The organism is Haloarchaeobius lipolyticus (assembly GCF_051208015.1).
Lineage (GTDB): Archaea > Halobacteriota > Halobacteria > Halobacteriales > Natrialbaceae > Haloarchaeobius.
In genome coordinates, this window is the sequence record NZ_JBPKGF010000001.1 from 107,672 (window position 1) to 132,636 (window position 24,965).

The 24,965-nt window shown below is 65.0% G+C and carries 23 protein-coding genes and 1 pseudogene; 10 read left to right on the top strand and 14 right to left on the bottom strand.

Annotation, left to right across the window (positions count from 1 at the left end; all coding sequences use genetic code 11):
* Positions 1–56: 56 nt before the first annotated feature.
* Positions 57–455, bottom strand: coding sequence for a hypothetical protein (locus tag ACSC1Y_RS00570; RefSeq protein WP_435333180.1), 399 nt, complete (start codon positions 453–455; stop codon positions 57–59).
* Positions 456–543: 88 nt separating this feature from the next.
* Here ACSC1Y_RS00570 and ACSC1Y_RS00575 point away from each other — a divergent pair, with 88 nt between their 5' ends.
* The gene (locus ACSC1Y_RS00575) at positions 544–1,182 is read left to right on the top strand and encodes a hypothetical protein (protein WP_435333181.1); all 639 of its coding nucleotides are present in this window, start codon (positions 544–546) and stop codon (positions 1,180–1,182) included.
* Here the strand turns inward: ACSC1Y_RS00575 and ACSC1Y_RS00580 are convergent.
* Positions 1,179–1,823, bottom strand: a complete 645-nt coding sequence (locus tag ACSC1Y_RS00580) for a uracil-DNA glycosylase family protein (protein ID WP_435332600.1) — start codon at positions 1,821–1,823, stop codon at positions 1,179–1,181. The genes ACSC1Y_RS00575 and ACSC1Y_RS00580 overlap by 4 nt on opposite strands.
* 162 nt (positions 1,824–1,985) lie before the next feature.
* Between ACSC1Y_RS00580 and ACSC1Y_RS00585 the strand changes: the two genes are divergently transcribed.
* Positions 1,986–2,588 carry a peroxidase-related enzyme gene (locus ACSC1Y_RS00585; RefSeq protein WP_435332601.1) on the top strand — a complete coding sequence of 201 codons (603 nt, stop codon included), beginning with the start codon at positions 1,986–1,988 and terminating at the stop codon, positions 2,586–2,588.
* Between the two features lie 180 nt (positions 2,589–2,768).
* Here ACSC1Y_RS00585 and ACSC1Y_RS00590 read toward each other — a convergent pair whose 3' ends face one another.
* Positions 2,769–4,124: an adenylosuccinate synthase gene (locus ACSC1Y_RS00590; RefSeq protein ID WP_435332602.1), complete on the bottom strand. Its 1,356-nt coding sequence runs from the start codon at positions 4,122–4,124 to the stop codon at positions 2,769–2,771.
* Positions 4,125–4,351: 227 nt separating this feature from the next.
* On the opposite strand from ACSC1Y_RS00590, the gene ACSC1Y_RS00595 reads away from it, so the two are divergent.
* Positions 4,352–4,657 carry a hypothetical protein gene (locus ACSC1Y_RS00595; protein ID WP_435332603.1) on the top strand — a complete coding sequence of 102 codons (306 nt, stop codon included), beginning with the start codon at positions 4,352–4,354 and terminating at the stop codon, positions 4,655–4,657.
* 19 nt (positions 4,658–4,676) lie between these two features.
* On the opposite strand, the gene ACSC1Y_RS00600 is transcribed toward ACSC1Y_RS00595, so the two are convergent.
* Positions 4,677–6,998: a DUF7527 domain-containing protein gene (locus tag ACSC1Y_RS00600; RefSeq protein ID WP_435332604.1), complete on the bottom strand. Its 2,322-nt coding sequence runs from the start codon at positions 6,996–6,998 to the stop codon at positions 4,677–4,679.
* A gap of 87 nt (positions 6,999–7,085) precedes the next feature.
* A complete protein-coding gene (locus ACSC1Y_RS00605; RefSeq protein ID WP_435332605.1) occupies positions 7,086–7,364 on the bottom strand; it encodes a UPF0058 family protein in 279 nt (92 codons plus the stop codon).
* Between the two features lie 122 nt (positions 7,365–7,486).
* On the opposite strand from ACSC1Y_RS00605, the gene ACSC1Y_RS00610 reads away from it, so the two are divergent.
* Positions 7,487–8,377: a hypothetical protein gene (locus tag ACSC1Y_RS00610; RefSeq protein ID WP_435332606.1), complete on the top strand. Its 891-nt coding sequence runs from the start codon at positions 7,487–7,489 to the stop codon at positions 8,375–8,377.
* Positions 8,378–8,461: 84 nt separating this feature from the next.
* Positions 8,462–10,132, top strand: a complete 1,671-nt coding sequence (locus tag ACSC1Y_RS00615) for a potassium channel family protein (protein ID WP_435332607.1) — start codon at positions 8,462–8,464, stop codon at positions 10,130–10,132.
* A gap of 93 nt (positions 10,133–10,225) precedes the next feature.
* Here ACSC1Y_RS00615 and ACSC1Y_RS00620 read toward each other — a convergent pair whose 3' ends face one another.
* Positions 10,226–10,879, bottom strand: a complete 654-nt coding sequence (locus ACSC1Y_RS00620) for a DUF998 domain-containing protein (RefSeq protein ID WP_435332608.1) — start codon at positions 10,877–10,879, stop codon at positions 10,226–10,228.
* A gap of 118 nt (positions 10,880–10,997) precedes the next feature.
* Here ACSC1Y_RS00620 and ACSC1Y_RS00625 point away from each other — a divergent pair, with 118 nt between their 5' ends.
* Positions 10,998–11,348 carry a VOC family protein gene (locus tag ACSC1Y_RS00625; protein WP_435332609.1) on the top strand — a complete coding sequence of 117 codons (351 nt, stop codon included), beginning with the start codon at positions 10,998–11,000 and terminating at the stop codon, positions 11,346–11,348.
* Between the two features lie 31 nt (positions 11,349–11,379).
* On the opposite strand, the gene ACSC1Y_RS00630 is transcribed toward ACSC1Y_RS00625, so the two are convergent.
* Entirely contained in the window at positions 11,380–12,837 is a 1,458-nt protein-coding gene (locus tag ACSC1Y_RS00630) for a response regulator (RefSeq protein WP_435332610.1), read from the bottom strand.
* A 305-nt stretch (positions 12,838–13,142) separates the two neighbouring features.
* On the opposite strand from ACSC1Y_RS00630, the gene ACSC1Y_RS00635 reads away from it, so the two are divergent.
* Positions 13,143–13,847 carry a dolichyl-phosphate hexose transferase gene (locus ACSC1Y_RS00635; RefSeq protein WP_435332611.1) on the top strand — a complete coding sequence of 235 codons (705 nt, stop codon included), beginning with the start codon at positions 13,143–13,145 and terminating at the stop codon, positions 13,845–13,847.
* Between the two features lie 197 nt (positions 13,848–14,044).
* Here ACSC1Y_RS00635 and ACSC1Y_RS16145 read toward each other — a convergent pair.
* The 7 genes and pseudogenes from ACSC1Y_RS16145 to ACSC1Y_RS00670 form a co-directional block, all read right to left on the bottom strand.
* A pseudogene (locus tag ACSC1Y_RS16145) lies at positions 14,045–16,054 on the bottom strand (DUF7846 domain-containing protein); the annotation flags it as partial.
* Positions 16,055–16,058: 4 nt separating this feature from the next.
* A complete protein-coding gene (locus ACSC1Y_RS00645; RefSeq protein ID WP_435332612.1) occupies positions 16,059–17,219 on the bottom strand; it encodes an ABC transporter ATP-binding protein in 1,161 nt (386 codons plus the stop codon).
* Positions 17,209–18,822: an ABC transporter permease gene (locus tag ACSC1Y_RS00650; RefSeq protein WP_435332613.1), complete on the bottom strand. Its 1,614-nt coding sequence runs from the start codon at positions 18,820–18,822 to the stop codon at positions 17,209–17,211. Before ACSC1Y_RS00650 ends, ACSC1Y_RS00645 begins: the two co-directional genes overlap by 11 nt.
* A gap of 3 nt (positions 18,823–18,825) precedes the next feature.
* Positions 18,826–20,013, bottom strand: a complete 1,188-nt coding sequence (locus ACSC1Y_RS00655; RefSeq protein ID WP_435332614.1) for an extracellular solute-binding protein — start codon at positions 20,011–20,013, stop codon at positions 18,826–18,828.
* Between the two features lie 202 nt (positions 20,014–20,215).
* Positions 20,216–21,385 carry an alpha-1 4-glucan-protein synthase gene (locus ACSC1Y_RS00660; RefSeq protein ID WP_435332615.1) on the bottom strand — a complete coding sequence of 390 codons (1,170 nt, stop codon included), beginning with the start codon at positions 21,383–21,385 and terminating at the stop codon, positions 20,216–20,218.
* A 70-nt stretch (positions 21,386–21,455) separates the two neighbouring features.
* Complete coding sequence (locus tag ACSC1Y_RS00665) at positions 21,456–22,493, bottom strand: DUF726 domain-containing protein (RefSeq protein WP_435332616.1); 1,038 nt, start codon at positions 22,491–22,493, stop codon at positions 21,456–21,458.
* A 218-nt stretch (positions 22,494–22,711) separates the two neighbouring features.
* The gene (locus ACSC1Y_RS00670; protein ID WP_435332617.1) at positions 22,712–23,362 is read right to left on the bottom strand and encodes a MaoC family dehydratase; all 651 of its coding nucleotides are present in this window, start codon (positions 23,360–23,362) and stop codon (positions 22,712–22,714) included.
* Positions 23,363–23,567: 205 nt separating this feature from the next.
* On the opposite strand from ACSC1Y_RS00670, the gene ACSC1Y_RS00675 reads away from it, so the two are divergent.
* From ACSC1Y_RS00675 to ACSC1Y_RS00685, 3 genes are read left to right on the top strand one after another with little or no spacing between them, the layout of a single operon-like run.
* The gene (locus ACSC1Y_RS00675; protein WP_435332618.1) at positions 23,568–23,903 is read left to right on the top strand and encodes an AbrB/MazE/SpoVT family DNA-binding domain-containing protein; all 336 of its coding nucleotides are present in this window, start codon (positions 23,568–23,570) and stop codon (positions 23,901–23,903) included.
* Positions 23,896–24,366 carry a hypothetical protein gene (locus tag ACSC1Y_RS00680; RefSeq protein WP_435332619.1) on the top strand — a complete coding sequence of 157 codons (471 nt, stop codon included), beginning with the start codon at positions 23,896–23,898 and terminating at the stop codon, positions 24,364–24,366. The genes ACSC1Y_RS00675 and ACSC1Y_RS00680 overlap by 8 nt, the downstream gene beginning before the upstream one ends.
* A 43-nt stretch (positions 24,367–24,409) precedes the next feature.
* Entirely contained in the window at positions 24,410–24,964 is a 555-nt protein-coding gene (locus ACSC1Y_RS00685) for a poly(R)-hydroxyalkanoic acid synthase subunit (protein WP_435332620.1), read from the top strand.
* The last annotated feature ends 1 nt before the right edge of the window (position 24,965 follow it).

Below are 24,965 nucleotides of genomic sequence, written 5' to 3' on the forward strand. Positions count from 1 at the left end.
AACACCCTGAGTGACCCGGCCGAACGAAACGCGTACGACCGGCTCGGTCACAAGGACTACGTCCACAAACGGAAGATGAGCTTCCCCTCTGGTGACATCTGGAACCGGGGGAAGAAGGGCTCCTCGAGCGGGAGCTCGTCGACGTCCCGTTCTACGTCGGGCTCTCGGACCACCTCACGAAGCGACGGGAAGACGAGCACGAGTTCCACGCGGTCGAGTAGCCGGTCGTCCCGCTCGGGAACGTCGTCGTCGCGCTCCAGAACGTCCTCGTCGGGTTCTCGAACGTCCGGGTCGACCTCGCGTGCTTCGAGTACCGGTTCGACCGGCTCTTCCGCACGGTCGACGAGTTCCGGCCGGTCGTCGAACTCGGCGTCTACTGGCTCCACCTCGGCAGCGGCGAAACAGCGGACACGGACGAGCGACGGACGCGAGACCGCGTCCACTGACAGCTCCATCGGCACCGGAACCGGTGGACGAACGAGTTCGTGGACGGACAACGCCCTGTTCAACTGGTGGAACGGTCTCCGGCTGGGCTGGCCGCTGATGCTCACCGCAACCCTGCTCTACGTCGGTGGACTCGCACAATACTCGCTCGCCTCCCTCGGCGGGGTCAGAGAGCTGGTCGCCGCGCTCACTGCAGCGGGAGCTGACCCGGACGCCCTGTTCGCGGCCGTATCGGGCTCCAGATACGGCATCCCACAGCCGGTCGACTTCGTCCTCGGGAGCGCCGCACTCGTCTCGGAACCGCCGCTGCCCACACGGCAGTGGTACGGCGCCCTGGCAGCCGTCGTCCTCCTGCCGATTCTCGGTTTCGCGGTCAACCGGGGCTGGCGAGCGACCAGACCGTACAAGTGGGTGAGCATCAACGAGCTCGTCGGTATCTCGCTCACGATGGGGCTCGCGGCCGCGGCCGTCGGCGGGGCCTTCCTCGCGGGCGTGCTGGTGATGCCGTTCGTCTTCCTCGTCATCATCAAGCACACGCACAAGTCCCAGCAGTTCCGGCCGTCGTACCTCTACATCGTGGGGGTGTCCACACCGCTGGTCGGCCTCGCGCTCGATTACGCGGGCGTCGCGCCGATGCTGTACGTCGACCTCGCGGCCCTCGTGCTGCCGGTCCTGACGGTCGTCGTGTTGCTGCTGTCGGCGTTCGTGCGGCCGAGAATCGCTTCCCTGTTCGACTAACCGACCAACGTCGCGACGCCCTTCGTCTGTCTGTAATCGGAGTTCAGGATAGCCGTGAGCCTCTTTTCGAGCGCCTCAGCGTCCCCGTCGGCCCACGAACCCGGGTCCTTCACCGGGACGACCATGAACCCGCGGCCGCGGATTTCGGTCGCGTGGATGGCGTCTTCGTCCAGCTGCTCCGGGAACCGGTGCCTGAGCGTCGAGTACTCGCGAAGGACGTGATCGATGGCGCGCGAGCCGACGGGGAGCAGGATGTGGGCGTTGATCGCTCGCAGTTCCGAGTCGAAGTAGCGCTCGAGCTCCCAGTAGGCGTCCTCGCTCGGCGGCTGCCCGTTCGAGACGCGGGGGAAGAACAGGTAGTTCAGGAACAGGTTGTCCGCACGTGGTTCGTCGGCGTACTCGTCGGCGAGGAAGCCGACCGCGTGAAGCACGCGCTGGAGGCGCTCGCTCCCGACCGTCTCGGTGAACGGGACGCCGGTCCGGTCGCCGCCGTGGACGCCACTGTGGTCGCCGATGACGTGGAAGTCGGCGTTGGCGTCGCCGTAGCCCGGGACGGCGACGGGGCCACCGTCTGTGGGGAGGTACTTCTCGGGCGGGCGGAAGTCGAACGGGTTCGACACCCTGTCGGTAACGTTCTCCACGACGCAATCTAACGGCGAACCAGGGTATAATCGTCTCGCTTGCCGGTGGCGGGTCGGACGTACGTCGTGGCCGCTCACTGCGGTTCCGCACGCGTTCGAGCCGGCTCGCGGCTCCGCCGAACAGCACTACGATTGATAGCCCACGGGGACGTCCGGTCGGCCATGAGCGACGACGAACCCATCGACGACTCGGCGCACGACGAGGTCCCGGCGATGACGCGGTTCGAGGTTCCGGACCGCAGCGAACTCCCCGAGGACCTCCGGGAGCGGATCGACGAGGAGGAAGAGCGCGCCGGCTTCGTGCCGAACGTCTTTCTCGCGTACGGCTACCGGCCCTCGCACTTCCGGGCGTTCTTCCAGTACTACGACGCGCTCGTCGAACACACCGAGCTGGAACGCGAGGAGATAGAGATGATCATCGTCGCCGTCTCCGGCGTCAACGACTGCTACTACTGCAACGTGGCCCACGGGGCCCTGGTGCGCATCTACGCCGACGACCCGTTGCTGGCCGACCAGCTCGTCTCTAACCACCGGACCGCCGACCTGAACGACGCCCACCTCGCCATGCTCGACTTCGCGGTGAAGCTGACGGAGGAGCCGGCGAAGGTGGACGAATCGGACTTCGAGACGCTCCGGGGCCACGGCTTCTCGGAGAGGGCCATCTGGGACGTCGGCAGCGTCACCTCGTTCTTCAACCTCTCGAACCGGATGGCCCACCTGGCGGATATGCGCCCGAACGCGGAGTTCCACACGCTCGGGCGGTGACGTCGGGGATGCCGATAGGACGGTGACCACGGTCCGGTGGCCCCCTGGTGGTGACTACGGGAGCGGGAAGCTGACTGGTCGGGCGTGTCCGATACCCGACCGGATGCGGTCAGAAAACGATTCCGAACGCTGGTTCGGAACGGTTCCGAACGCGGGTTCAGAATGATTCCGAACGAGGGTTCAGAACGGGTCGTCGAGGACGACCGTGTCGTTCCGGTCCGGTCCACAGCCGACGGTCATCACGGGCGCGTCGAGCTGCTCGGAGACGTAGTCGAGGTAGGTCCGGGCGTTCTCCGGGATGTCCTCCCACGTCTCGACGTCGGTCCAGTCGACGTCCTCCCAGCCGTCGAACGAGCGGAAGTTCGCCTCGCACTCGCCCCATTTCTCGGTCGTCGCCGGCATCGTCATGATCTCCTCGCCGTTCAGCGTGTAGGAGTGCCCGACCTTCACCTCGTCGAGTCCGGCGAGGACGTCGACGTGGTTCACCGCGATGGCCGTGAAGCCGTTGACGCGAGCGGCGTGGCGGAGCATCGGCATGTCGAGCCAGCCGACGCGGCGGGGGCGGCCTGTGACGGTACCGTACTCGCCACCTTCGTCGCGGATGAACGTCGCGAGTTCCTCCTCGTCCGCGGGCTGGTCACCCTCGTAGTCGGGTGTCTGGCCCTCGACGCCGCCGAGTTCGGTCGGGAGCGGGCCCGTTCCGACACGGGACGTGTACGCCTTCACGATGCCGATGACCTCGCCCTGTCCGACGGTCGTCGGCGGGAGGCCGGTTCCCGTACAGGCACCGCCGGTCGTCGGATTGGACGACGTGACGTACGGGTAGATGCCGTGGTCGATGTCGATGCTGGTGCCCTGTGCGCCCTCCATCATCAACTCGTCGCCCTCAGCGACGCGCTCTGCCAGGAAGGTGCCGCAGTCGACGGCCATGTTCTCGTCGGCGATGCGCTCGCCGAACTCGCGGTACTGCTCGAACAGGGCGTCCACGTCGAACGCCTCGTCGGTCTCGATGCCGAAGACGTCCTCGGCGAGTGCCTTCTTCTGCGGGACGACGTACTCCAGTCGCTCGCGCAGTATCTCGGGGTCGAGCAGGTCGCCGATACGGACACCGCGGCGTCCGGCCTTGTCCTCGTAGGTCGGGCCGATGCCGCGGCCGGTCGTCCCGGCGGCGAGGTCCCCTTCGGACTTCACGTCCTCTTCGATGCCGTCGAGAACGCGGTGGTACGGTAGGATGACGTGCGCGCGTTCTGCGACCCGTACGTCGGGGTCGAGTCCGCGGTCACGAAGCTTGTCTATCTCCTCGAACAGCGTCGCCGGGTTCACGACGCAGCCGTTGCCGAGGACGCCGACCTTGCCGCGGACGACGCCGCTCGGGACGAGCGAGAGCTTGTATTCGGTGCCGCCGTGGACGACGGTGTGGCCGGCGTTGTCACCGCCCTGATAACGGACGACAACGTCGACGTCACCGCCGAACAGGTCGACGACACGACCTTTGCCCTCGTCGCCCAGCTGCGACCCGACTATGGTTACGGTCATTTACACGGCCCGATTCTGTAGCTCCCGGTAAACCGGTTTCGGTACGCACAGCGTTGTCCCATTCCTCGCAGGGTCCGTTCTCTTCGGTTCCGCTGGAACGATGATGTGAAATGGTCTCACTGAACAGAAGACCTATACCTGACCTCTTCTTACCCTCGGACTCCCCCTTCTCGTATGCCATCTGTACAACAAGGTTTAAAACCTACAAAGACAAGTTAACAAATGCCATGATAGACCGACTGGAGAAGGAAGTCGATATGCTGGAACGCCATCTGCAGGTTCTGAAGATGGTGATCGAGAACGAACCCATCGGCATCGTCAAGATGTCGAACGAGACGGGCTACCCCCACCACAAAGTTCGCTACTCCCTCCGCGTCCTCGAAGAGGAGAACCTCATCGAGCCCTCCAGCCAGGGTGCGATCACGACCGAGCGCACCAGCGAGTTCGTCGACGAGCTCGACGGCAAGATCGACGAGATCGTCGAGAAGATGGATGGCATGAAGATCGAAGGCGCGGCAGAAGTCGAGAACTGAGGATTCGTTTCGTCCCGCTCTAGAGTTCCGGGACGTTTATGTGGAACTCCCCGCCACGCGACTCCACCAGACACAGGTGGTAGCCCGACTTTCGTGAGAGTTTCACGTAGCTTTTCTTCGAATCGCGGCTGAGGAAACTGCCGCTCGTCGCCTCGGCCGCGGTCTCGAGTGCGCCCGGGTCGAAGAAACTGGAGGTCACGAGGAACGCACTGGAGAGCTCGTCGCTCGTCTCCTTGACGCGAGAGGCCCGGTCCTCCAGGTCGACCATCATGTCCTCGGTCGCCGGGTCGCGCGAATCGTTGAGGTTGGCGACCGCGAGCGGGTTGCCCATGCGGTCACGGACGACCACGTCGAACCTGGTCTGTTCTCTGTGCTCCTCGCCGTCCTGCTGGTAGACCAGCGAGACCGACCCACCGAGTTCGGCCCGGTCGGCTTCAGGGATGGCGTCGTACAGGTCCGCCATCGCGTTCGCGTTGCCGGTCTCGCGGATCTCGTACAGGAGGTCACGGACGAACCACTCGACGAACTGGTACTCGATGGTCCCGTGGAGGAACTGTTCGAACGCGACGCCGTCGACGGCCGCGTCGCCGGCTTCGAACTGCGTGTGGTGTTCGAGTCGGAGGTTCCCGTTCACCTCTGCCGCGTCCGCGTCTCCGTCGCGCGCCGTCTCGAGGGTCGCCGCGCTCTTCGAGTCGTACCGCACGAACAGGTTCGTGCCAGCCAGCGCCTCCGCAGGGCTGAGCGAGAGACTCGCCGATGCGCCTGGACCGGCCTGCTGGGCGAGTCGGGACTCCAGGTCGGCTATCTGCGCTTCGAGATCTGCGACCTGCGTCTCGAGGTCGCTGACCGTATCGCGGAGTTCCTCGTTCTCCTCGTCGAGGCGGTCTCGCTCGGCGGCGAGTTCGTCGCGGACCTCCTCGACCTTCGAGAGTCGCTGCTGGAGCTGATCGATCTTGTCCTCACGCTCCAGCATGTCCCGTTCGAGCGGCTCGTTTCCGGGACCCTCACGCCGACGGGGCTTCGGCTGCCGCCCGTTCGCGCCCCCGCCCGAACGGGTCGGTCGCTCCGACGCCTCACTCGCCGATGGCGAGCGAGCTGGTCGCTGGGTTCGGGATTTCGCAGCCTTCGCGGGGGCACTGGTCGACTGCCCGGACGATGCCGAGTTGTCGGGGTTGATAGACGGAATCGACCGTGTCTCGCGCCACTGTGCCTCCTCTTGCAGGACTGGATCGGAGTCAGATTCCGCTTCCTGCTCGACGGCTTCGAGGACGTCGTCGGGAATCTCGACTGGTTCGGCCGAGACCTCTGCCGAGACCTCCTCCCACTGTTCCTCACTGCTGGGCTGTGAAACGTCGGTCGCCGGGTCCGACGGCGGGTGCTGTTCTGCTGGCTCCCGGGGTGCGTCCGTCGGTTCAGTCGCCTCGGGTCCAGCGCTCGCGGCCGTCCCAGCACGGGTTCGTCCGGTGTCGGCCCGTCCCGCCGAGTGGTCACCGGGTCGTGCAGCCTTCTCGCTCGTCTCGGAACGTCCGCGCTGGGCGGGGTCGGCCTCGGAGAGACGGTCTCCCGTCTCCGACGAAGTCGTCGGGTCCGCGGTCCCGGCCGTGCCGGGCTGTCGTCTCTCCGGTTCCGACGTTCCGCGCATCGGTTCGGCCGCCGGCTCGTCCGGTCTCCCCGTCTCATCGGCGTCTGCCGCGGGCATCGGCTCTGCCTCGGTCGCGACGGTCGATTCCGGCTCCGGTTCCGGTTCCGCGTCTGCCGCCGGTGCCGGTGTGGGTTCCGGCTCTGGCTCAGGTTCGGGCTCTCCGCCCGGGATGTCGATGATGTCGACGTCGACGTCCCAGACGGTGTATATGCCGACCTCGTCGTCGGCCCGCTCGAACGCCTCGTCCTCGGTGAGCAGCCGTTCCTGGTTGCCGACGAAGGCACAGCTCATCGAGCGCCCGCCGTGATAGACGACGTAGTAGTCGCCGCTGAGGACGTTCTCCGACAGTTCCACGTAGCCGGTGAAGTTCGCCGACGAGAGCGTCGAGTCAGCCTCGCTGATGGACGTATCGTTCGTGTAGTATTTCGCCCGCTCTTCGCCTCCCGTCTCTCGCATCGTGAACAGGAGGGGAAGCGACGGATGGGGTGCCTCGTACGCCGTCCCAGACGCACCGTCGTAGTCGTCGATAGAGCCGTCGAAGACGCCGACGACGCGCCCGTTCAGCATGAACAGGTGCGTCGGGCCGGAGACCACACAGCCCGAGAACGACGCGTCCGCGAGGGCACGAAGCCCCTCGAACCCGTCGCCGTACGGCTGGGAGTCCCAGCTTTCGACGTGCTCTAACGTGTGCGCATCCATATAATTGCTAAAACCGGAAGTGGGACAAATAGTTTCCGGGGATTTCCACCACCGGCCGCCCGTCCTGTTGGAAATCTAAACGTTCGTCTATATCTTCGACTCGGCGTCGTCGGCGAGCTCTTCCATCCGCTTCTGGATGCGGCCAGCACTGGAGAACTCGTCCTCGCTCATGGCGCTCGCGAGTGCGTTCCCGAGCACGAACACGGCGTGTTTGTGTTCGCTCTTCGACTTGTGGACGTCGGACGGGTCCACGTCGAGTTCGTGGTACTGCTCGAACAGTTCGTCGGGGATGTCGTCACGTTCCTCGAAGTACTCCATGATGGTGACCATCTCTTCGTGGAGTTCGAGAAGCTCGTCCTTGTGCATGCACAGGTGTATGTGAGTTCTCGATTTAAGCGTTGCCGCTCGTGTGGACCCTCCTCGTGCGGCATCGGGCACCATCCGGCCATGCAATCTTTTTTAAAACAGTCTGTCGTAGCCGTCGACAGATGCCGACCCTCCGTCTGGACCTCCCAGAGGCGCTGATACAGAAGCTCGACATGGAGACCGACCTCCTCGGGTTCGACGACGTCCAGACGTATCTGGCGTGGATAATCGGCAACCGTGCCGCCATCGAGGGCGGCACCGAACGCGACCAGCTGCTCACCGAATACGCCGCCCGGGTCGACGAGCTAGAGGAACAGCTGTCGGCGTCTGCCGACGGTTCCGACGCTACAGGGGACAACCAGGCCGACGGACGGGCGCAGACCGTTCCGATAGAGACCGGCGGTACCGGTGAGACGTTCGTGCCTGCGACCGCCGACACCGACCACGAAGGACTCGGCGGTAACTTCCGACCCGAACGGGTCGAGCGGTTCACCGACGAGGACCTCGACCAGCACGCCGGGGTCCTGGCGGGCGTCGAGGGCGAGCGGCTCGACGAGTTCGCCCGTCGCGCCGTGGCGAAGACCCGTAAACAGCTCGGGCGTGACCCGACGACGGGACTCAGCTACAGCTCGCAGACGAGCATCGCCCGCTCCGACAACGACGTTCGGCCGGGCGAGGATCTCGCCGACCTCGACGCCATCGATGTTCCCGGCAGGTCCCCCGAGAAGTGCGAGCCGCGACGCGAGGCGGTCGGCGCGGCCGTCGCCTACTTGAAGGACGTCGACCGGGCGAAACGGTCGGACTTCGTGGGGGCGCTGTACGAGGAGTTCCCGGCGGGCTACGACTCGGAGGCGGGCTGGTGGGACTGCATCAAGACCGGGTTGAAACAACTCGACACAGTCGACGGCGGTGACGGGAGCCGAGTGTGGCGCTTCCGACGAACCGAGATCTCGAACGAGGCAGGCACGTTGCGAGGCCGCGGGCCGAAACGGATCGTCGACTCGGGCGATTGAGCCGTTTCCTCCCGTTCGTCTCACTCCGATTACCTCCGATGACAGAACCTTCATAGGCTATACACCCCTTCTCCCGAACGTCAGATGGACAACCAGCGACGTCGCCTCGCCCTGTTCCTGCTCACGCTCGTTGGCATCATCCTGGTGTACACGAGTACCTACATGTTCGTCATGTCGCAGTTCGAGGGCGTACAGCGGTCGTTCTGGTCGTCGCTCAACGTCGTCGTCGAGTCGATGACCTCGGCCGGGTACGGTGAGGACTCCAGCATCTGGTCGCACCCGGTGACCATCATGTTCGTCATCCTCGTCCAGTTCACCGGCATCATCGCCGTCTTCGCGGCGCTCCCGCTGTTCATCGTCCCGCTGTTCGAGGCGCGGCTCAGCCGGTCGCCTCCGACCTCGGTCAAGGAACTCTCCGAACACGTCGTCGTCTGTGGCTACACGCCCCACGGCGCGACGCTCATCGACGAGCTCGAACAACGCGACGTCGACTACATCATCGTCGAGAACGACGAGGACCTTGCGACCGACCTTCACGTCGATGGCCGGTCGGTCGTCCATGGTAACCCCGAGCAGACGGACGTGCTCGAGACCGCGCACGCCCCGTCCGCCCGAGCCATCGTCGCCGACGGGACCGACGAGGAGAACGCGAGCATCATCCTCTCGGCTCGCGAGTGCGCAGACGGTGTCCCCATCGTCAGTCTCGTCGAGCGCCCCGAGAACGAGCAGTACCACCGGTACGCCGGCGCAGACCGCGTCATCTCGCCGGAGCACATCCTGGGACGCAGCCTCGCCGACAAGGTGACTCGACGGGTGACGGCAGAGCTGGACCGCGATTCCCCGCAGTCGGCGATGCCCACCGGAAAGGACTTCGAAATCGTCGAGCTGTCGGTCCAGCGGAACAGCAGGGTGTGTAACCGAACGCTGGCCGACAGCCGTATCCGCGAGCAGACGGGCGCGAACCTCATCGGCATCTGGGACCGCGGCGAGTTCACTGCACCGCCGTCGCCGGACATCGTCCTCGACGAAGGGACCGTCCTGCTGGCCGCAGGAACCGAGTCACAGCTCGCGAAGCTGACGGCGATGACCCGTTCGACCATTCGACACCACCGCACGGGTGAGGTCGTGATAATCGGTGCCGGCGAGGTCGGGTCGACCGTCGCCGACGTCCTCGCCAGCCGTGACATCGACACGACGATGGTCGACGTCACGGACAAACCAGGTGTCGACGTCGTCGGCGACGCACGGGACGAGTGGACGCTCCAGTCGGCCGGTATCGAGAGCGCACGAACCGCCATCGTCACCCTGCCCGACGACACCACGAGCGTCTTCACGCTACTCGTCATCCGCGAACTGAATCCGGAGGTCGAGGTGGTCGTCCGAGCGGCGACCGGCGAGAGCATCCCGAAGATGTACCGCGCCGGCGCGGACTACGTCCTCGCGCTGACGACCGTCTCCGGCCGGATGCTCGCCTCCATCGTCCTCGACGAGGACGTTATCTCGCTGGACACCCAGATCGGTCTGGTGCGCACCCCGCTCCCCGCACTCGTCGGACAGTCACTGGCCGAGGCGGATATCCGGGCGAAGACCGGCGTCACCATCGTCGCGGTCGAACGGGACGAGCGAGTCGTGACCGACATCCATCCCGACTTCGAGATACGCGAAGGAGACGAGGCGATCGTCGCGGGGACGGACGACGACATCAACGAGTTCCAGGCGTGGGCGTGCCCGACCAGCGCCGAGACGGCCGACTGATGCGCCGAGACGGCCACCAGACGCGCCGAGAGGGGCAACCGGTGAACTGAGGCAGCCTGTCGATACGCCGAAGCGGCCGACCGAAATCACTTCTCAGGCCGTCACGTTCCGCGCCGCTCGCTCGTACCGCCAGGCGGTCCAGAACGCCCAGCCACCGACCGCGACGGCACCGACCGCTTCCGGAACCGCGAAGAACGTCCAGATATCGTCGCCCGTGAACACCATCGCCTCGAGGACGACCCAGACGACCCAGACGAGTAGATGCACGACACCAATCCAGACAACGGCCAGGCCCGTCCGGGGCGCACCTGCGAGCACCCGGCCTGAGCCGTACAGAAGGAGGGCAACGGTTCCGAGGAAGAAGAACGTGACAGCGAACAGGAAGTGCAACGAGGCGAGGGGTCCGTCGAGGTAGGCGACGCCGACGCCGGCCATCGCGGCGAGTGCGACGACGAAGGTGGCGACGCCCGCTCGCTCCACGAGGTTCTCTGCGTCGAGCCAGAGCCGGTAGGCGAAGGGCTGCCCCAGAATCCCGCCCAGGACGAGGCCACTGTTGAACAGGAGGAACGCCAGCTGGTCGCGACTGGCGAGCGCGAACAACGAGTGTGGCGTCGCCTCTCCCATGCTTGAGAGCGAGCGCGTCGCCCACGAGTACTGTGGGTCGACGACTGTCGCGAGGAAGAGCGTACCGAGAGAGATGGCGGGAGTGAGAAGTCCGAACCGGTTGAGCAGTCGGCGGTCTATCATAGATTCGTCAACGACTTCTTTGGATAAATATGTGTTTGCCGCGTCGAGCTCTCGTCGCCTACTCCCCCGATGGCGCTTCTGCACAACGGATTTCGCCACCACGGGCGAACACCCACCCATGTCCGGAATCGTCTTCTTCGGCAGCGAGGACTACGAATCGATAGCTCGGTTCTACCGGGACGAAGTGGGTGCGTCGGTCTGGCTCGAACAGCCCGCCTGTACCATCCTGCAGTACGACAACCTGCTGTTCGGCTTCTGTGAGGCCGAGAGGTCGGAGACCGACGGCGTACTCACCTTCGTCACCGCCGACCGTGCAGGCGTCGACGAGTTCTACGACCGGTTCGAGGAACGAGCGCGTGATGAACCGTCGGGCGACGAGCGCTTCGACATCTACAACTTCTTCGCCGAGGACCCCGACGGGCGAACGATGGAGTTCCAGACGTTCCTGCACGAGACGGAGCCGATCTGACCTGACGCACGTGGCGGATTCCGGAATCCTCTCAGAAGACGTTCACGTTGGTGAACTCGAACCGTGCACCGCCACCGTCGCCTTCGGCGTCTGTGACGGCGACCAGCCAGCCGTGGGCAGTTGCGATCTGGTTCACTATCGCGAGTCCGAACCCGGTTCCGTCCTCTCGCGTCGTGAACCGCGTCTCGAAGACGTGCTTCTTCGTCTCCTCCGATATTCCCGGTCCGTCGTCCTCGACGAAGAACCCGCCCTCGGTCGTACCGATTCGAACTGTGACGTCGTCGCCACAGTGGACCAGGGCGTTGCTGAACAGGTTCCCGAACAGCTGCTCTAGCCGAGGCTCGTCGGCCGCCAGGACGATGTCACACCAACACTCGAGTGTCCCCCGCCCTCCGGACGCCGATTTCCAGGCGCGGGTCGCGACCGTTCGGAGTTCCGTCGGCTCCGGGTCGCGGATGCGCTCACCCTTCTTCGCGAGATCGAGAAGGTCGTCGATGAGCTTTCTCATCCGAGACAGGGCCGCGTCCGCGGCTTCGAATCGTTCCGTGTCGCCTGTCTCCATACCGGCGTGCAGGTTCGCCTGTGCAGTCGTCAGGGGATTGAGCAGGTCGTGCGAGACCGTCCCCGCGAACTGCTGTAAGAACTCGTTCTGTTTGATGAGCTCTTGCTCGCGAACCTGGTTCGTCATGTCCCGGGTAATCTTCGCGAAGCCGACAAGCTCGCCGTCGGTCTCGAGAGCGGTCAACACGACGTCGGCCCAGAACTCGCTTCCATCCTTCCGTACCCGCCAACCGCCGGTCGCCAGCCGGCCATTCTCGGCCGCCTCGGCGAGGTTCCGTTGGGGGATTCCCGCTTCGATGTCCTCGTCCCGGTAGAACAGCGAGAAGTGCTCTCCGACGGCCTCCGCCGCGGTGTACCCCTTGATCTTCGTCGCACCGCGGTTCCACGTCTTGATGACACCCTGCTGGTCGAGGAGGAATATCGCGTAGTCTTCGATGGTCTCGACGAGCAGTCGAAACTGGGTCTCCGTTCGGTCCGGCGCGAGTTCGAGCATCGCCCGGTACTGCGTGACCAGGTTCCTGATACGGTTCGCCAGTATCAGGAACTGGATTCGCCCGGCTTGTTTGTGGACGTACTCCGACAGACCAGCCGCCAGCACGCGAGTCACCACGTCCTCCGCCTCGCGTCTGGTGAACAGGACGAACGGAAGCGTCGCGGACCGCGACCTGACCTCTGCGAGCAGTTCCACCGCCGTCCCATCGGTGAGTCGGTAGTCGCTGACGACGCAGTCGACCCGTTCGCTGGAATCCAGGTACGTGAGTGCGTCGTCGATACCCGTGGCGGAGTCTATCACCGTGTCTGGACACTCCGCTTGCAGGTAGTCGACGAGCTCGGACGTGAGCGTCTCGTCGGAGTCGACGTAGAGGACGTGAATCGTTCCCCTCTGAAACCTGTCTGTCAGGGACGAGCCCCTCTCAGCGGCCGCCATAGCCTCGGGACCTGGTTCTTGCCTGACCGCTCCAGACGCCGCAACCGGACTGGCCTGTCAGCCCCGATATCGTGGGGCTGGACGGAGACCTCCTACTGTCGAGCAGATTGAATACTGGTAACATACACCAAGTAGGTGGGCCGTGAGAATACCGATGTTGGTCAGGTGTCGTCGACCGGAATTGTTGGACGTGTCCGGCCCGGAGCGAGGTGTGCAGAGGTAGCGGTCTCGAACGCGGTTAATCACCGGTCTTCCCACCATCTTTTTGGCAAGCCTAAAGTACCGGTAGACCCGAGGCAGAACCGATGAGTCAGGAGTCCACGGACGAGGAACCGTTCACGTTCGACGACGTGGCGGTCGTGATGGGGACGTACAACGAGGAGGAGGCGATATCGCACGTCCTCGAGGACATCGAACGTGTGACCGACGGACGAGCCGCCGTCGTCTGCGTCGACGGCTCGGACGACCGGACACCGGAAATCGCGAGAGAACACGGAGCGACCGTCATCGAACAGGAGCCACAGGGCTACGGCGTGGCCGTCCGCGAGGCCATCCTCACGCCCGACCGCCCGATCGTCGTCACGACCGACTGCGACGATACCTATCCGATGGACGCGCTGCCCCGGTTCCTCGAACTGGTCAACGAGGGCTACGACGTGGTCTCTGGAGACCGCCTCCACCACGGCGCGAAGGCGATGCCCGCCTTCAACCGGTTCGGGAACCACCTGTTCGCCCTCCTCGCTTCGGTGTTGATGGGTGAACGGGTCCACGACACGACGACCGGGATGCGGGCGTACCGACGCCAGGTCGTCCAGAACATCGGGTGGACAGAGAACACCGGCCTGTCCGCGGAACTGCTTATCCGTCCCGCGATGCGGGGCTACCGTGTCATCGAGACGCCCATCGAGTACGCCGAGCGGAAAGGCGAGACGAAGCTCGACCCGCTCGAGGGCGGTGCTGCTATCGCGAAGTCCATCGTGAAGGTCTGTCTGGAAGAGCGGTTCCGGTAGTCCGGACGCGATACCCGCGCCTTCTCCGATTCCGTTAGCGTGCCGTTGACCCAGACGCCCTCAAGATGGGTCCCAGGGTGGTCGGGCAGGTAGGTACCCCGAGTTCCACAGTCGGTCGTGAGCCGGCAGACCGAGGTTTGTGGCGGCCAGACCACCTGCACTCGGCCGTCCCGGACTCGGGTGGAGAACTCTTGTCGATACGTCAGCGTCGAGCCGCCGTCGTAGTTGAGGACGATGGCGACGGCGACCTCCTCGGCACCGTCCACATGGAGCCCAGACGGTCCGTTCCCGCCGAGTGCCCGGACGTTCTCGTCGGTCAGCCTGATTCCGTCTGAGGTGAGCGTCCAGTTGACCGAGAGCCGTTCACCCGCCGAGGCCGTGATGGGTTCGTCGAGGTAGAACTCGCGGACGTCACCACCGGCTTCCAGCCGGATGACGGCGCTCGTCGCACCCTGTGGGACGCCGATTCGCGTCGTCCCCGAGAACTGCTCACCCTCGCGAACCCCGAGGCGCTCGAGTTTCGGCGTCACTCGGCTCTCCGGGTCCGGGTCCCAGTGACCGTGGTAGGTGTACCGGTACGGCGTCCGGGTCGGATAGGCGTCGAGCAGTTCGAAGTCACTCTCTGCGTCCTGGTGGAGTCCGTAGACCACGTCGCCGTCGAATCCGGGGCGGTTCCGAAGCGACTGGAACGGGTGGTTCATCCAGTCCCCGTAGGGATTCGGGACGAAGACGAGGGCGTTCTCGAACTCGTGTGACTCGAGGGGCTCGTATGCACGGGTGTACTTCTGTGTGTGGTCCGCGTTGGTTTCGACCGGGTCCGACAGGGCCGCCTGCTCTGCGACCCCGACGATTGGGACGGTCAGAACGAGGAGCGCGAGGAACGCGACCCGGGCGGAGCGGCCGGCCAGTCGGTCCGTCACGAGCGTACGGAACCGCCTCGCACCGGTCACGATGCCGTGAGCACCGAACACCGAGAGCGGGAGCAACAGGTCGAAGTGGTAGAACGGCCCGAGCAGCCCCATGAGGCCGTCCCCCGACCGGTCGAGCCCGGCCTGCACGTTGTAGCTCCCCCAGAAGAAGAGGTTTCCGACGACGACGCAGGCAAACACGCCGATGACGAGCAGGCGGAGCGCACCCGGGGAGAGGTGAGGTCGGTCGAAAGTAGGTGAGGGAGCAGCCCGCGCCCGAGTGATCCACGCGCCGACTCCACCGAGGAACGCGACGGTTCCCAGCCAGCCGCCGGCGGTCCAGTCCAGCGCGAACTGCCGGAGCAGGGCGGCCGTCGTCCGCAGTGAGAGCAGTGGCGTCCAGACGAGCTCGTGGTCCAGGATGACCCGTCGGCCGAATCCGAGCCCGTCCAGCGGGGCAAACGCCTCGTAGGGGAACAGGAGCGCGTCGCCGGTGACGACCGCGTTGTACCCGAGGGTGACGCCGACGCCCGCCAGCCCGAGCATCGCGACAACCCCGTTCCGCACGAGGTGGGGACGCAACCGTCCCCCGTCGGCTCGAGCCGCGACCCAGAGGGTCCAGCAGGCGTGGCCGACGAACGGGAGCGCGAACAGCAGCGCCGTGAAGGGACGGGCGAAGAAGGCGAGGGCGACCGCGAGGCCCGCGGCAGTGGCGTAACCGAGGCTGGTTCGCGAGTCCCGTCGCCTGACGGCCCGGACGTACGCCAGCGCGAACAGCAGGTTCAGGAACGTGGTGGGCGCGTACGGCAGGAAGACCGAACTCGTGAGCAGGAACATCGGCGAGAGCAGGAGGAGGATACCCGCGGCGACGCCGGTTCGGCGGTCGAACGCCTCGGTTCCGAGTGCGACGACGAGGGCAGTGCTGGCGGCGGCGATGGCCGCGAGGACGAGCCTCGGAACGCCGACGGCCATCCCCAGTGCGAACATCGCGGCGGGGACCGGCGCGTACTTCGGGTACATCGCGCTCCCGTCGACGACGAAGAACCAGGGACGGAACTCGTCGGTCAGCTCGGCGGGCGGGCGGAGGAACAGCTGCCCGTCGAGGAGCATCGACGCCTGCTGGAGGTAGACGCCTTCGTCGTGGTTGTTGGAGTGGTACGGAAAGAGTTCGGTCGCGGTGGCGAAGACGACGAGCGCGGCGAGTAGCGCGAGCAGCAGGGTCGGGACGTACCGGCGGGTGAAGACGGTTCGGAACCGGTCGAACGCTGTCAGACCGGATCGGTCCGAGTATCGACTCATCCCGTCAGTCGTCGGCCTCTGCGAAGGTCCCGTCCTCGTCCATCTTCGGGAACCACGCCAGGTCGTGGTCGGCCGTCAGGTCGACGCGCACGTTCTGGTCGAGTTCGACCTGGTCGGTGTGGTTGTGCATGCACTCGATGACGTCGCCGTTATCGAGTTCGACCCGATAGAGGATGGTCGGTCCGAGGTACCGCCGGTAGACGACACGGCCGTTGGCCTCCCCGGACGGACAGGGGTTCGCCGAGATGTCGTCCGGGCGGACGAGCACGTCGAGTCGGGTCCCGTCGTACTCCTGTGCCAGCCCGTGCATCGTCTCGCGGTCGATGTCGCCGACACCGGTCTGGACCGTGTCGCCGCGGAGGAAGCCCGAGAGGAACGAGGCGTGGCCCAGGAAGCCCGCAACGAAGCGGGACTCTGGATGCTGGAACACCTGTTCCGGCCGACCGACCTGCTCGAGGTTGCCGTCGTTCATCACGGCGACGCGGTCCGAGATGGACATCGCCTCCTCCTGGTCGTGCGTGACCGAGATGGCCGTGACGCCGGCCTCTTTCAGGATGCGACGGACTTCCTCGCGCATCTCGACGCGGAGGTCGACGTCGAGGTTCGAGAACGGCTCGTCGAGCAGGAGGATGCGCGGCTCGGGCGCGAGCGAACGGGCCAGGGCGATGCGCTGTTGTTGGCCGCCCGAGAGCTCGTCCGGGTAGGCGTCGCGGTGGGACTGGAGCCCCACGAGGTCGAGCATGTCGTCGACGCGGCGCTCGGTCTCCGCGTCGCTCTCCTCGGTCAGACCGAACGCGATGTTCTCCGCCGCAGTCATGTGCGGGAACAGGGCGAACTCCTGGAAGACGACGCCGACGCCACGCTGTTCCGGCGGGACGTACGTCGTCGAATCGGAGACCGTCTCTCCGTTCAGCGAGACCGCGCCCCCGTCGATGCGCTCGAGGCCGGCCACGAGCCGGAGCGTCGTGGTCTTGCCACAGCCCGATGGGCCGAGCAGGGTCAGTATCTCGCCCTCGCGGACGGCGAGCGAGAGGTCCGTGATGACCTCCTCGCTACCGTAGGACTTGGCGACGCCCTCGAGTTCGAGGACCGTCTCCGAGTCCTCGACCGAGGGTCGTTCGTACACCGTCTCGACGTCTGCGGTTATCGTAGCTTCACTTGACATCGTATCCCTCCTGAGAGAGTATCACGAAGATTGAGACGGCGGAGACCCCGAGCAGGATGAGCGCGGGGACCGCCGCGTCGTAGAACGCCTGGTTCTTGTGGGCCTGCCAGATGTGCGTGACGACGGTCTCGTAGCCGGACGGCCGGAGCATCAGCGTCGCCGGCAGCTCCTTCATCGTCGTCAGGAACACGAGCGCTGCGCCGCCGAGCAGGCCCGGAGCGGCGAGCGGGAGCGTGATGGCCCGGAAGGCACCGACCGACGACCGGCCGAGCGTCCGGGCGGCCTCCGGCAGCGACGGGTTGACCTGCAGGAACGACGCGCGGGTCGACCCGACGGACTGCGGCAGGAACCGGACCACGTAGGCGAACACCAGAATCGGGAGCGTGTGGTACAGCTCCGGAACGGTCCGCGTCGTCAGGTAGACGAGTGCGAACCCGATGACGACGCCGGGTGCGGCGTAGCCCACGTAGCTCACGCGCTCGAACAGGTCGCCAACCACGGTGTCGTGCTTCGCCGAGAGGTAGGCGACCGGGAGCCCCGCGAGCGTCGCCACGACCGCGGCTCCGACGGCGAGGCTCATCGAGTTCCAGAGGTACTGCAGCTCGAACGGGATACGCCAGTTCGAGCCCGGACCGGCGAGCAGCCAGCCGACGAGAACGACGACCGGCACGACGAGTGCGACGAGGACGACGCTCCCACAGAAGGCGAGCGCGGGCCACTTCCAGTGTCCGAGCCGGGCGAGCGTCGAGCGGCCACCCTGGCGGCCGGAGGTGAACTTCTCGGTCGAGCGCATTCTGCTCTCGACCGCGAGGATGAACACCGTCACGACCAGCAGCTGGAGCGAGAGGAGCGAGGCCAGCCCCATGCTCCCCGTCTCCGTCTCGGACTTGATGACCGTCGTGAAAACCGGGTACCGCATGATGGCCGGGGTCCCGAAGTCCGAGAGTGCGTACAGTGCGGTCAACAGCGACCCGGCCGCGATGGACGGGCGAAGCTGCGGGAGCACGACCCGCCGGACGGCCTGGAGTCGCGTGTGTCGAAGCGTCCGGGCCGCGTCGATGAGCGACGTGTCGACCGTCTTCAATCCGGCGCGGGTCGTGATGTAGACGTACGGATACGTGTACAGCGTCAGGACGAGAATCGCCCCTTCCAGTCCCTTCACTGCCGGCAGCGACTCGATACCGAGGGGGGCGAGGACGTTCTGGAGTTCACCGCGCTGGCCGAACGTCGCCGTGAACACGAACGCGCCGATGTAGCTCGGGATGACGAGCGGGAGCGTCACGAGGACGGTCCAGACCCGTCTCCCAGGAAGGTTCGTCCGGACGGTGAGGTACGCGAGTGGGACGCCGATGACGATGGAGAAAGCGGTGACGCCCGTGACCATCACGGCGCTGTTGACGAACACCGAGACGGTTGTGTCTCGGGTGAGGAGGTCGAGCGCGTTGGGAAGCGCGACGTCGCCAGCCGCGACGAACAGCCAGATGAGCGGGAGGACGACGACCGTCGAGACCACCGCGCTCAACAGCGTGAGACCGAGGGGATACGACCCGCTCGAGCTGCCGGATTCGGCCGCCGAACTGGTCGCTGACTCCTCGGTCGCCATGGCTTACACCTGGATTCCGACGTCTCGCATCAGGTCGATGGTCGGCCCGATGTCCGAGAGCTTCGAGAGGTCGAAGTCGGGCGTCGCGAGCTCGTCGACCGGCGGGAGGTCACCGACCGGATTGACCTCGGGGATGACCGGGTACTCGAACGTCCGGGTCGCGAAGTACTCCTGCGCCTCGGACGAGAGCAGGTGCCGGACGAAGTTGACGGCCGTCTCGCGCTGGTCGGCCGACTGGTCCTTGTTCTCGGAGTTGTCGACGACGCAGGCGCCTGCGACGTTGAAGATGGCACCGGCGTCGTTCTTCGTGAACGCGGTCTTGATCGGCGCGTCGGGGTTGGCGTCGAGGACGCGCTGGATGTAGTAGTGGTTCGTGAAGCCGGCCTTGATGTCGCCGTTTGCGACCGACCGGGCGACGATGAACTCGTCGGGGTAGCGCTCGACACCGGAGTCGAGCATCCCCTTGAGCCAGGACTTCGTCTTCTCGGGGCCGTTCATCAGGCGCATCGCGGTGACGAACGCCTGGAACGAGCCGTAACCGGGGGCCCAGCCCATGTTACCGTCGAACTTCGAGTCGTCCGGGAATGCGAAGATGTCGTCCGGGATGTCCGACTCGGAGAACTCGTTCGTGTTGTACGGGATGGTGCGGGCGCGACCGGAGGTCCCGGTCCAGGCACCGCCGTCGGCCCGGTACTGTTTCGGGACCATCTCCTGAATGTCGCTCGGGAGTGCCACGGTCCGGCCCGCGTCAGCGAGCAGGCCGAGTGCGCCCGCGTTTACCGAGAAGAAGACGTCGGCGTCGGTCGCGGCGCCGGCCGTCTGGATCTCGTTCGCGAGCGTCGTCGACGCACCGTACTTCGTGACGAGTTCGAAGTCGTCGTACTTGCCCTCGATGAACTCGACGAGTTCGTTGACGAGGGGCTTGCCGCGGCCGGAGTAGAGCGTCAATTTGCCGGAGAGTTCGGGCATCTCGCCCATCGGCGTGCCGCCGGGCGCGGGGCGGCCGTCCATCCCGGAGCCGATGAGGCCGAGGTCGGAATCGTCGTTCGTCTTCGTCTCCTCGTCAGAAGAATCGGTGAGCGAGCCGAGGCAGCCGGCCGTAGCCGCGAGGCCGGAGACGGCGGCTGTCCCGAGGAAGCGCCGGCGACCGACGCGTCGCCGATACGAGTCACTCTCGTCCTGTCGTCTCATACATGAATTTAGGCCTGCCTAAACCACTTAAGAATGCCGATTCGATGTCGCACGTGCATGCGACTTACCGTGTACCCGCTAGCGTCTACCCACTAGCGTCGGTACGACCACAGGCGTCGGTAGAGAGCTACCACCAGCGCCGATAGAGCGGTGATCAGGTCGCTTTCAGACCCCTCAGGGTCTGCGAGCCGAACTCGTCGGTTCAGTCGTCCGCGGTCGCGGCGACGGGGTCGTGACCGGGAATCGGATCCAGTGCGTCGAGGCAGTCGAGCCAGTCGCGGCAGTACTCGCCGACGTGGTTGAGGAACTCACCGTTCTGGTAGTCGTCGAAGTCGCCCTCCGCCAGTGCGTCGGCCATCGCCGCCATGACCTCTGCGTAGCTGTTCGCGTCGTCGCCGACCTCGTCGACGACCTCCCAGAAGTGCTCGTTCAGTTCGAGCCCTGCGACCTCGTTCTGCAGGTCGTCGAACGTCGAGCGCGGGGCTTTGTTGTGCTCGCACAGCGGGAAGCCGTTGACGAGGGTGTCGTCGAGGACGTCCGCGGCGCGCTTGAGGAAGACGCCCGACCAGATGTCGTCGAACCGGCCGACGTTCCACGGGTTGTCGTCCATCGGGCACTGGTAGAACGCCGGGATGACCTCGCGCCGGAAGGCGAGGTTCATCGAGCAGACCGTGAGGTAGTTGCCATCCTCCGCGACGAACTCGCGGTCGAAGTCGTCCGCCGTGGTCCGGGTCTGGGCCTGTCCCTCGAGGTCGCCGTCCATCAGGATGCGGACGGCGTCGAGGTCGGGGACGTTCGTCCAGAGACCCTGCGATGCGACCGCGCCGTCGACCTCTGTCGTGTCCGTCTCGACCGTCTCGTCCATCGCGGCGTAGGGATAGCCGCGCGGGTAGAGGTCGTGACGCTCGGCGCTCTGGTAGAGGACGTTGACCCACCGTTCGTCGGACGAGACGGACTCCAGTTCACCCTCGTACTGCAGGTTCTCGAGGTGGCGGCCGAAGAAGTCCTCGTCCATGTGCGGGAGGGTGTCGTCGTCGATGAAGAAGCCGTACTCGAACTCGTCGTGCGCCCACATGTAGAGAAGCCCGAAGGAGGTCTGGGCGTGGCTCGCAGCCGGAACGAGGTGTGAGAACTCGGCGACGTCGTTGGCGTCGTACCACGCTTCTCTGTCCGACTCGTCGAAGACGCGGCCCGAGACGTCGAGATCGTCGAGCATCGTCCGCATCCCCTCGGTGTCACAGAAATCCTCCGTGACGAGCACGACGTGTAACCGTTCGGTGTCGAAGCCGTGCTCTCGAGCGTTCTCGATGTATGTCCGCATACACTCGTACTCCCGGATGGTCGGGACGACCACGCAACAGTCCTCGCTCATTCGTGTGCTAGCCTGTTTAGGGCAGCCTAAAAGCCTGTCTATCTTCGCTCGCACTGCCCACTGGCCGTCCCTACCACTCTGCAACGACGTCTCCGATGCAGCCGACGTCGGGTCTGTCGTAGTCGAAGTGGCTCGGCACGTAGTCGACGTTGTGGTCCTCGTAGTTCGACGGTTCCGGGCCCTCACAGCCTTCCTCACCGACCGCGGAGTCCCACTCCGCACTCGTGTACGCCCAGTTGAGCACGTTGTCCTCGTCCTTCCAGAAGTTGTCTACCTGGCCGACGGCGCCGGCGAGGTCGGGACCGTATCTCCCCTCCGTCGAGACGGCGTCGTTGTCGGCCGCACCACCGAGCAGTGAGAGCGAATCGACGTAGTCCGTCACGCCGGAGTAGTTCAGAACCTCGATAGCCCGAAGGACGACCCGCGCCCCGAGCGAGTGTGCGACGAGTCTGATGCTCGTCCCGGGGTTCCGGTTCCGGTAGTCGTAGACGAACTGCGCCAGTTTCAGGCCGTTCTCTTCGGCGATCTCCGTCGAGTCCCACCAGCCGAAGACGCTGGAGTCGGAGTCCCAAGTGAAGCCGACGACCGGATGATTGTACCCCTCGTCGCGGTACGCGGCTCTCGCCTCGCGGAACCCCTCGACCGCCTGATTAGGCTCGTTCCGCCAGCCGTGGACGTGGACGAGCAGCTCGTCGGGTGCTCTCGAATCCAGGCCGGGGATGGTGCCGACCGTATCGTATTCCCACTCCGTGTGCCCGTCTTCGAGCACTACCGAGCCGTACCAGGTGACGTCGAAGTGCCCGCGCGTCGAAACGCGAGGGAAGGTCTCTTCGGCGGTGACGCCGGTACTCGTGACGCCGACGAGGCCGAGACCGGCGGTCGTGACTCCGGCCGCTCGCAGGAGACCCCGTCTGCTCGTCGTACTCTCGTTCGCCGTCTCCGTCGTCTCCACCCTCTCCGTCGAATCTGGCGTCTCCGTCGAATCTGACGTCTCCGCCGTCTCTGTCGTTCCTACCCACTCCATGGTCGCTCGTGTCTCTGCCGTGGCTCGGGCCGTGTTCGTCGTGGCGCGTGCGCAGTGGTGACGTGCATCGGTGTCGCGAGACATTACCTCACAACACATGCCCAGGTAATTTATAGTAATACCATTACTGCGATGTGTAAAATTTAACTACGTTCACAGTACTCAGCGAGTCGGCTCGTCGGTCGGCGTCGAGCGTATCGACTATCGCTGGGACACTGCTGGATGCACGGGGTGCTACCCACCTGCCCTGCGTGGTCTGCGTCTGCTCCGCGAACACCCGTACTGCGTCGAACGTAGACTCGTCACTCGGGGAGTTCGTCGATGAGGACGACGGCTTCCCCGTCGATGATGACCGTCTCTTCGGTGTCGTCTTCGATGACGGTCGAAAGCCGGTACTGGCCGTTGCCCAGAGATTCGATTACTTCGACGGTCGCGGTCACGCGGTCACCGATACGGACCGGCGCCTGGAACTCCACGTCCTGCGAGAGGTAGATCGTCATCCCTGGCAGGCGCGCGAGCGCGGCACTGATGAGCCCGGAAACGAGGGTCCCGTGGACGATGGGCCCCTTGAACCGCGTGTTCTTCGCGAACTCCTCGTCGAGGTGCAGTCGGTTCGTGTCGCCGCTTGCGCTCGCGAACTCGCGTACGTCGCGGTCGTCGATGATCTTCGAGAACCGGACGACATCGCCCACCGTGATGTCCCTCGGTCTCTCGACGGTCCGCTCGAACGTCCAGTCGGCCTGCTCGTACGCGAGCGAGTCGATGGTACTCTCGAGCACTTCGACGTCGGGCTCGGCCGACTTCGAGCGCACCCGGAATGAGGGGGGTGTGAACGCAGCGAACGCAGCACGGTTCGCAGCAGTGGCACCCCTGAACGCGTTCTCAGCGAACCGTGTCCAGGCCGTGGTCATCGCCGCGAGGGGAGACGCCGTGTCGCTTGCTCCTTCAGTCATGCTACCCTCCGTAGTAGGGTACACGCGTGTATACCTCCTTTGGCTGTACAGCCGGTTTCGCGTACATTCTCGTACATATCGTGGAACGACCCCATTGTGGGACGGTCGCTGGGTGTCCGCACCTTCATACCATTGAATGGTTCCCAGCGGTATTGAATGGTTCTCAGCGGAAACCTTAAGTTCACCGGCACGATACATTGTGGTGATGACGGACGATTCGCCGAAGATGCCCTGGTCGCCGTTCTCCATGCAGCAGATGCAACAGCAGATGCAGCGGCAGATGCAGGAGGCCGGAGAGCAGATGATGGGCTCCCCGCAAGACCTGTGGAAACAGTTCTTCCAGATGGGGGGCCAGTCGTCCGACACGATGTCGGAACTCAGTGCGATGAGTCTCGGGACGGCGATGTTCAAAACGCGCGTCCAGAGCGGCGGCCGAATCAGCATCCCCGATGCAGAGCGCGAAGCGCTCGACATCGGAGAAGGCGACATCGTCCAGACCATCGTCATCCCGGTCAAACGCAAAAGTGATTCCAATGAGTGAAACCCAGTTCCAGAACCCGATGAAGCCCGTCTTCCAGATGCAGCGCGCCATGATCGAGCAGAGCCAGAAAACGACACACGACGTCATCGAGGCCCAGAAGGAGGCCGTCCACCAGATGACGGAGTCGATGAAGAACTTCCAGAAGCTCTCCGAGCAGAACAACGAGCTCTCGAAGAAGGCGCTCCACGCCTACTTCGACGCCGTCGAGTCGATGATGCCGGAGGACTCCGTCGACTTCGAGGAGTTCGAGAAGGCACTCGACGAGCAGTACGACGCGCTCACCGAGAGCCAGAAGCAGATGATGGAGTCGACGCTCGACGCCTGGAAGGAAGGCGAGAAGGCGTTCGACGACTACGCTGACTCCTACGCCGACGCATTCGACAACGGCTTCGACAGCTTCCTCGAGGCGCACGAGCGCGTCGAGGGCAGCTTCGAGGACGTGTCGAAGGACCTCTCCGCCTAATCAGGCGGTTCCTTTTATCAATACCCCACACCATATTTCGAACATGACAGACTCTTACCCCCAATCCGGCGTACCGACAGACTGGAACAAATTCGCCTCCCAGATGAACGAGCAGTTCTTCGAGGCGATGGAGAAGAACATGGAGGCACAGGCCGAGTTCGTCGAGAAGTGGTCCGAGACCGTCGAAAGCGGCGAGTTCGGTGAGATGAAGTTCGGCGACAGCGTCGAGGGCTACAGACGCGCCTACGAGGCGTGGATGGACGCCGCCGAGCAGATGGTCGAACGCGCGAACGACTCGATGGAAGGCGAGGACGTCGAGTTCGAGGAGTTCCGCGACATCTGGCTCAACACCGCGAACAAGGCGTTCAAGGAGGTCATGAACACGACCGCCTTCGCCGCCTGGACCGGCTCCTCCGTCGGTCAGATGCTCGAGATGCAGCAGCAGGCCGACGAGGCTGCCGAGGAGACGCTCCACCAGCTCGGCTTCGCGACCGAGGGCGACGTCACCGAGATCGGCGACCGCCTCGTCGAGCTCGAACGCCGTCAGCACGCCGTCGAACAGAAGCTCGACCGCGTCCTCGAGCACCTGGAGGAATAAG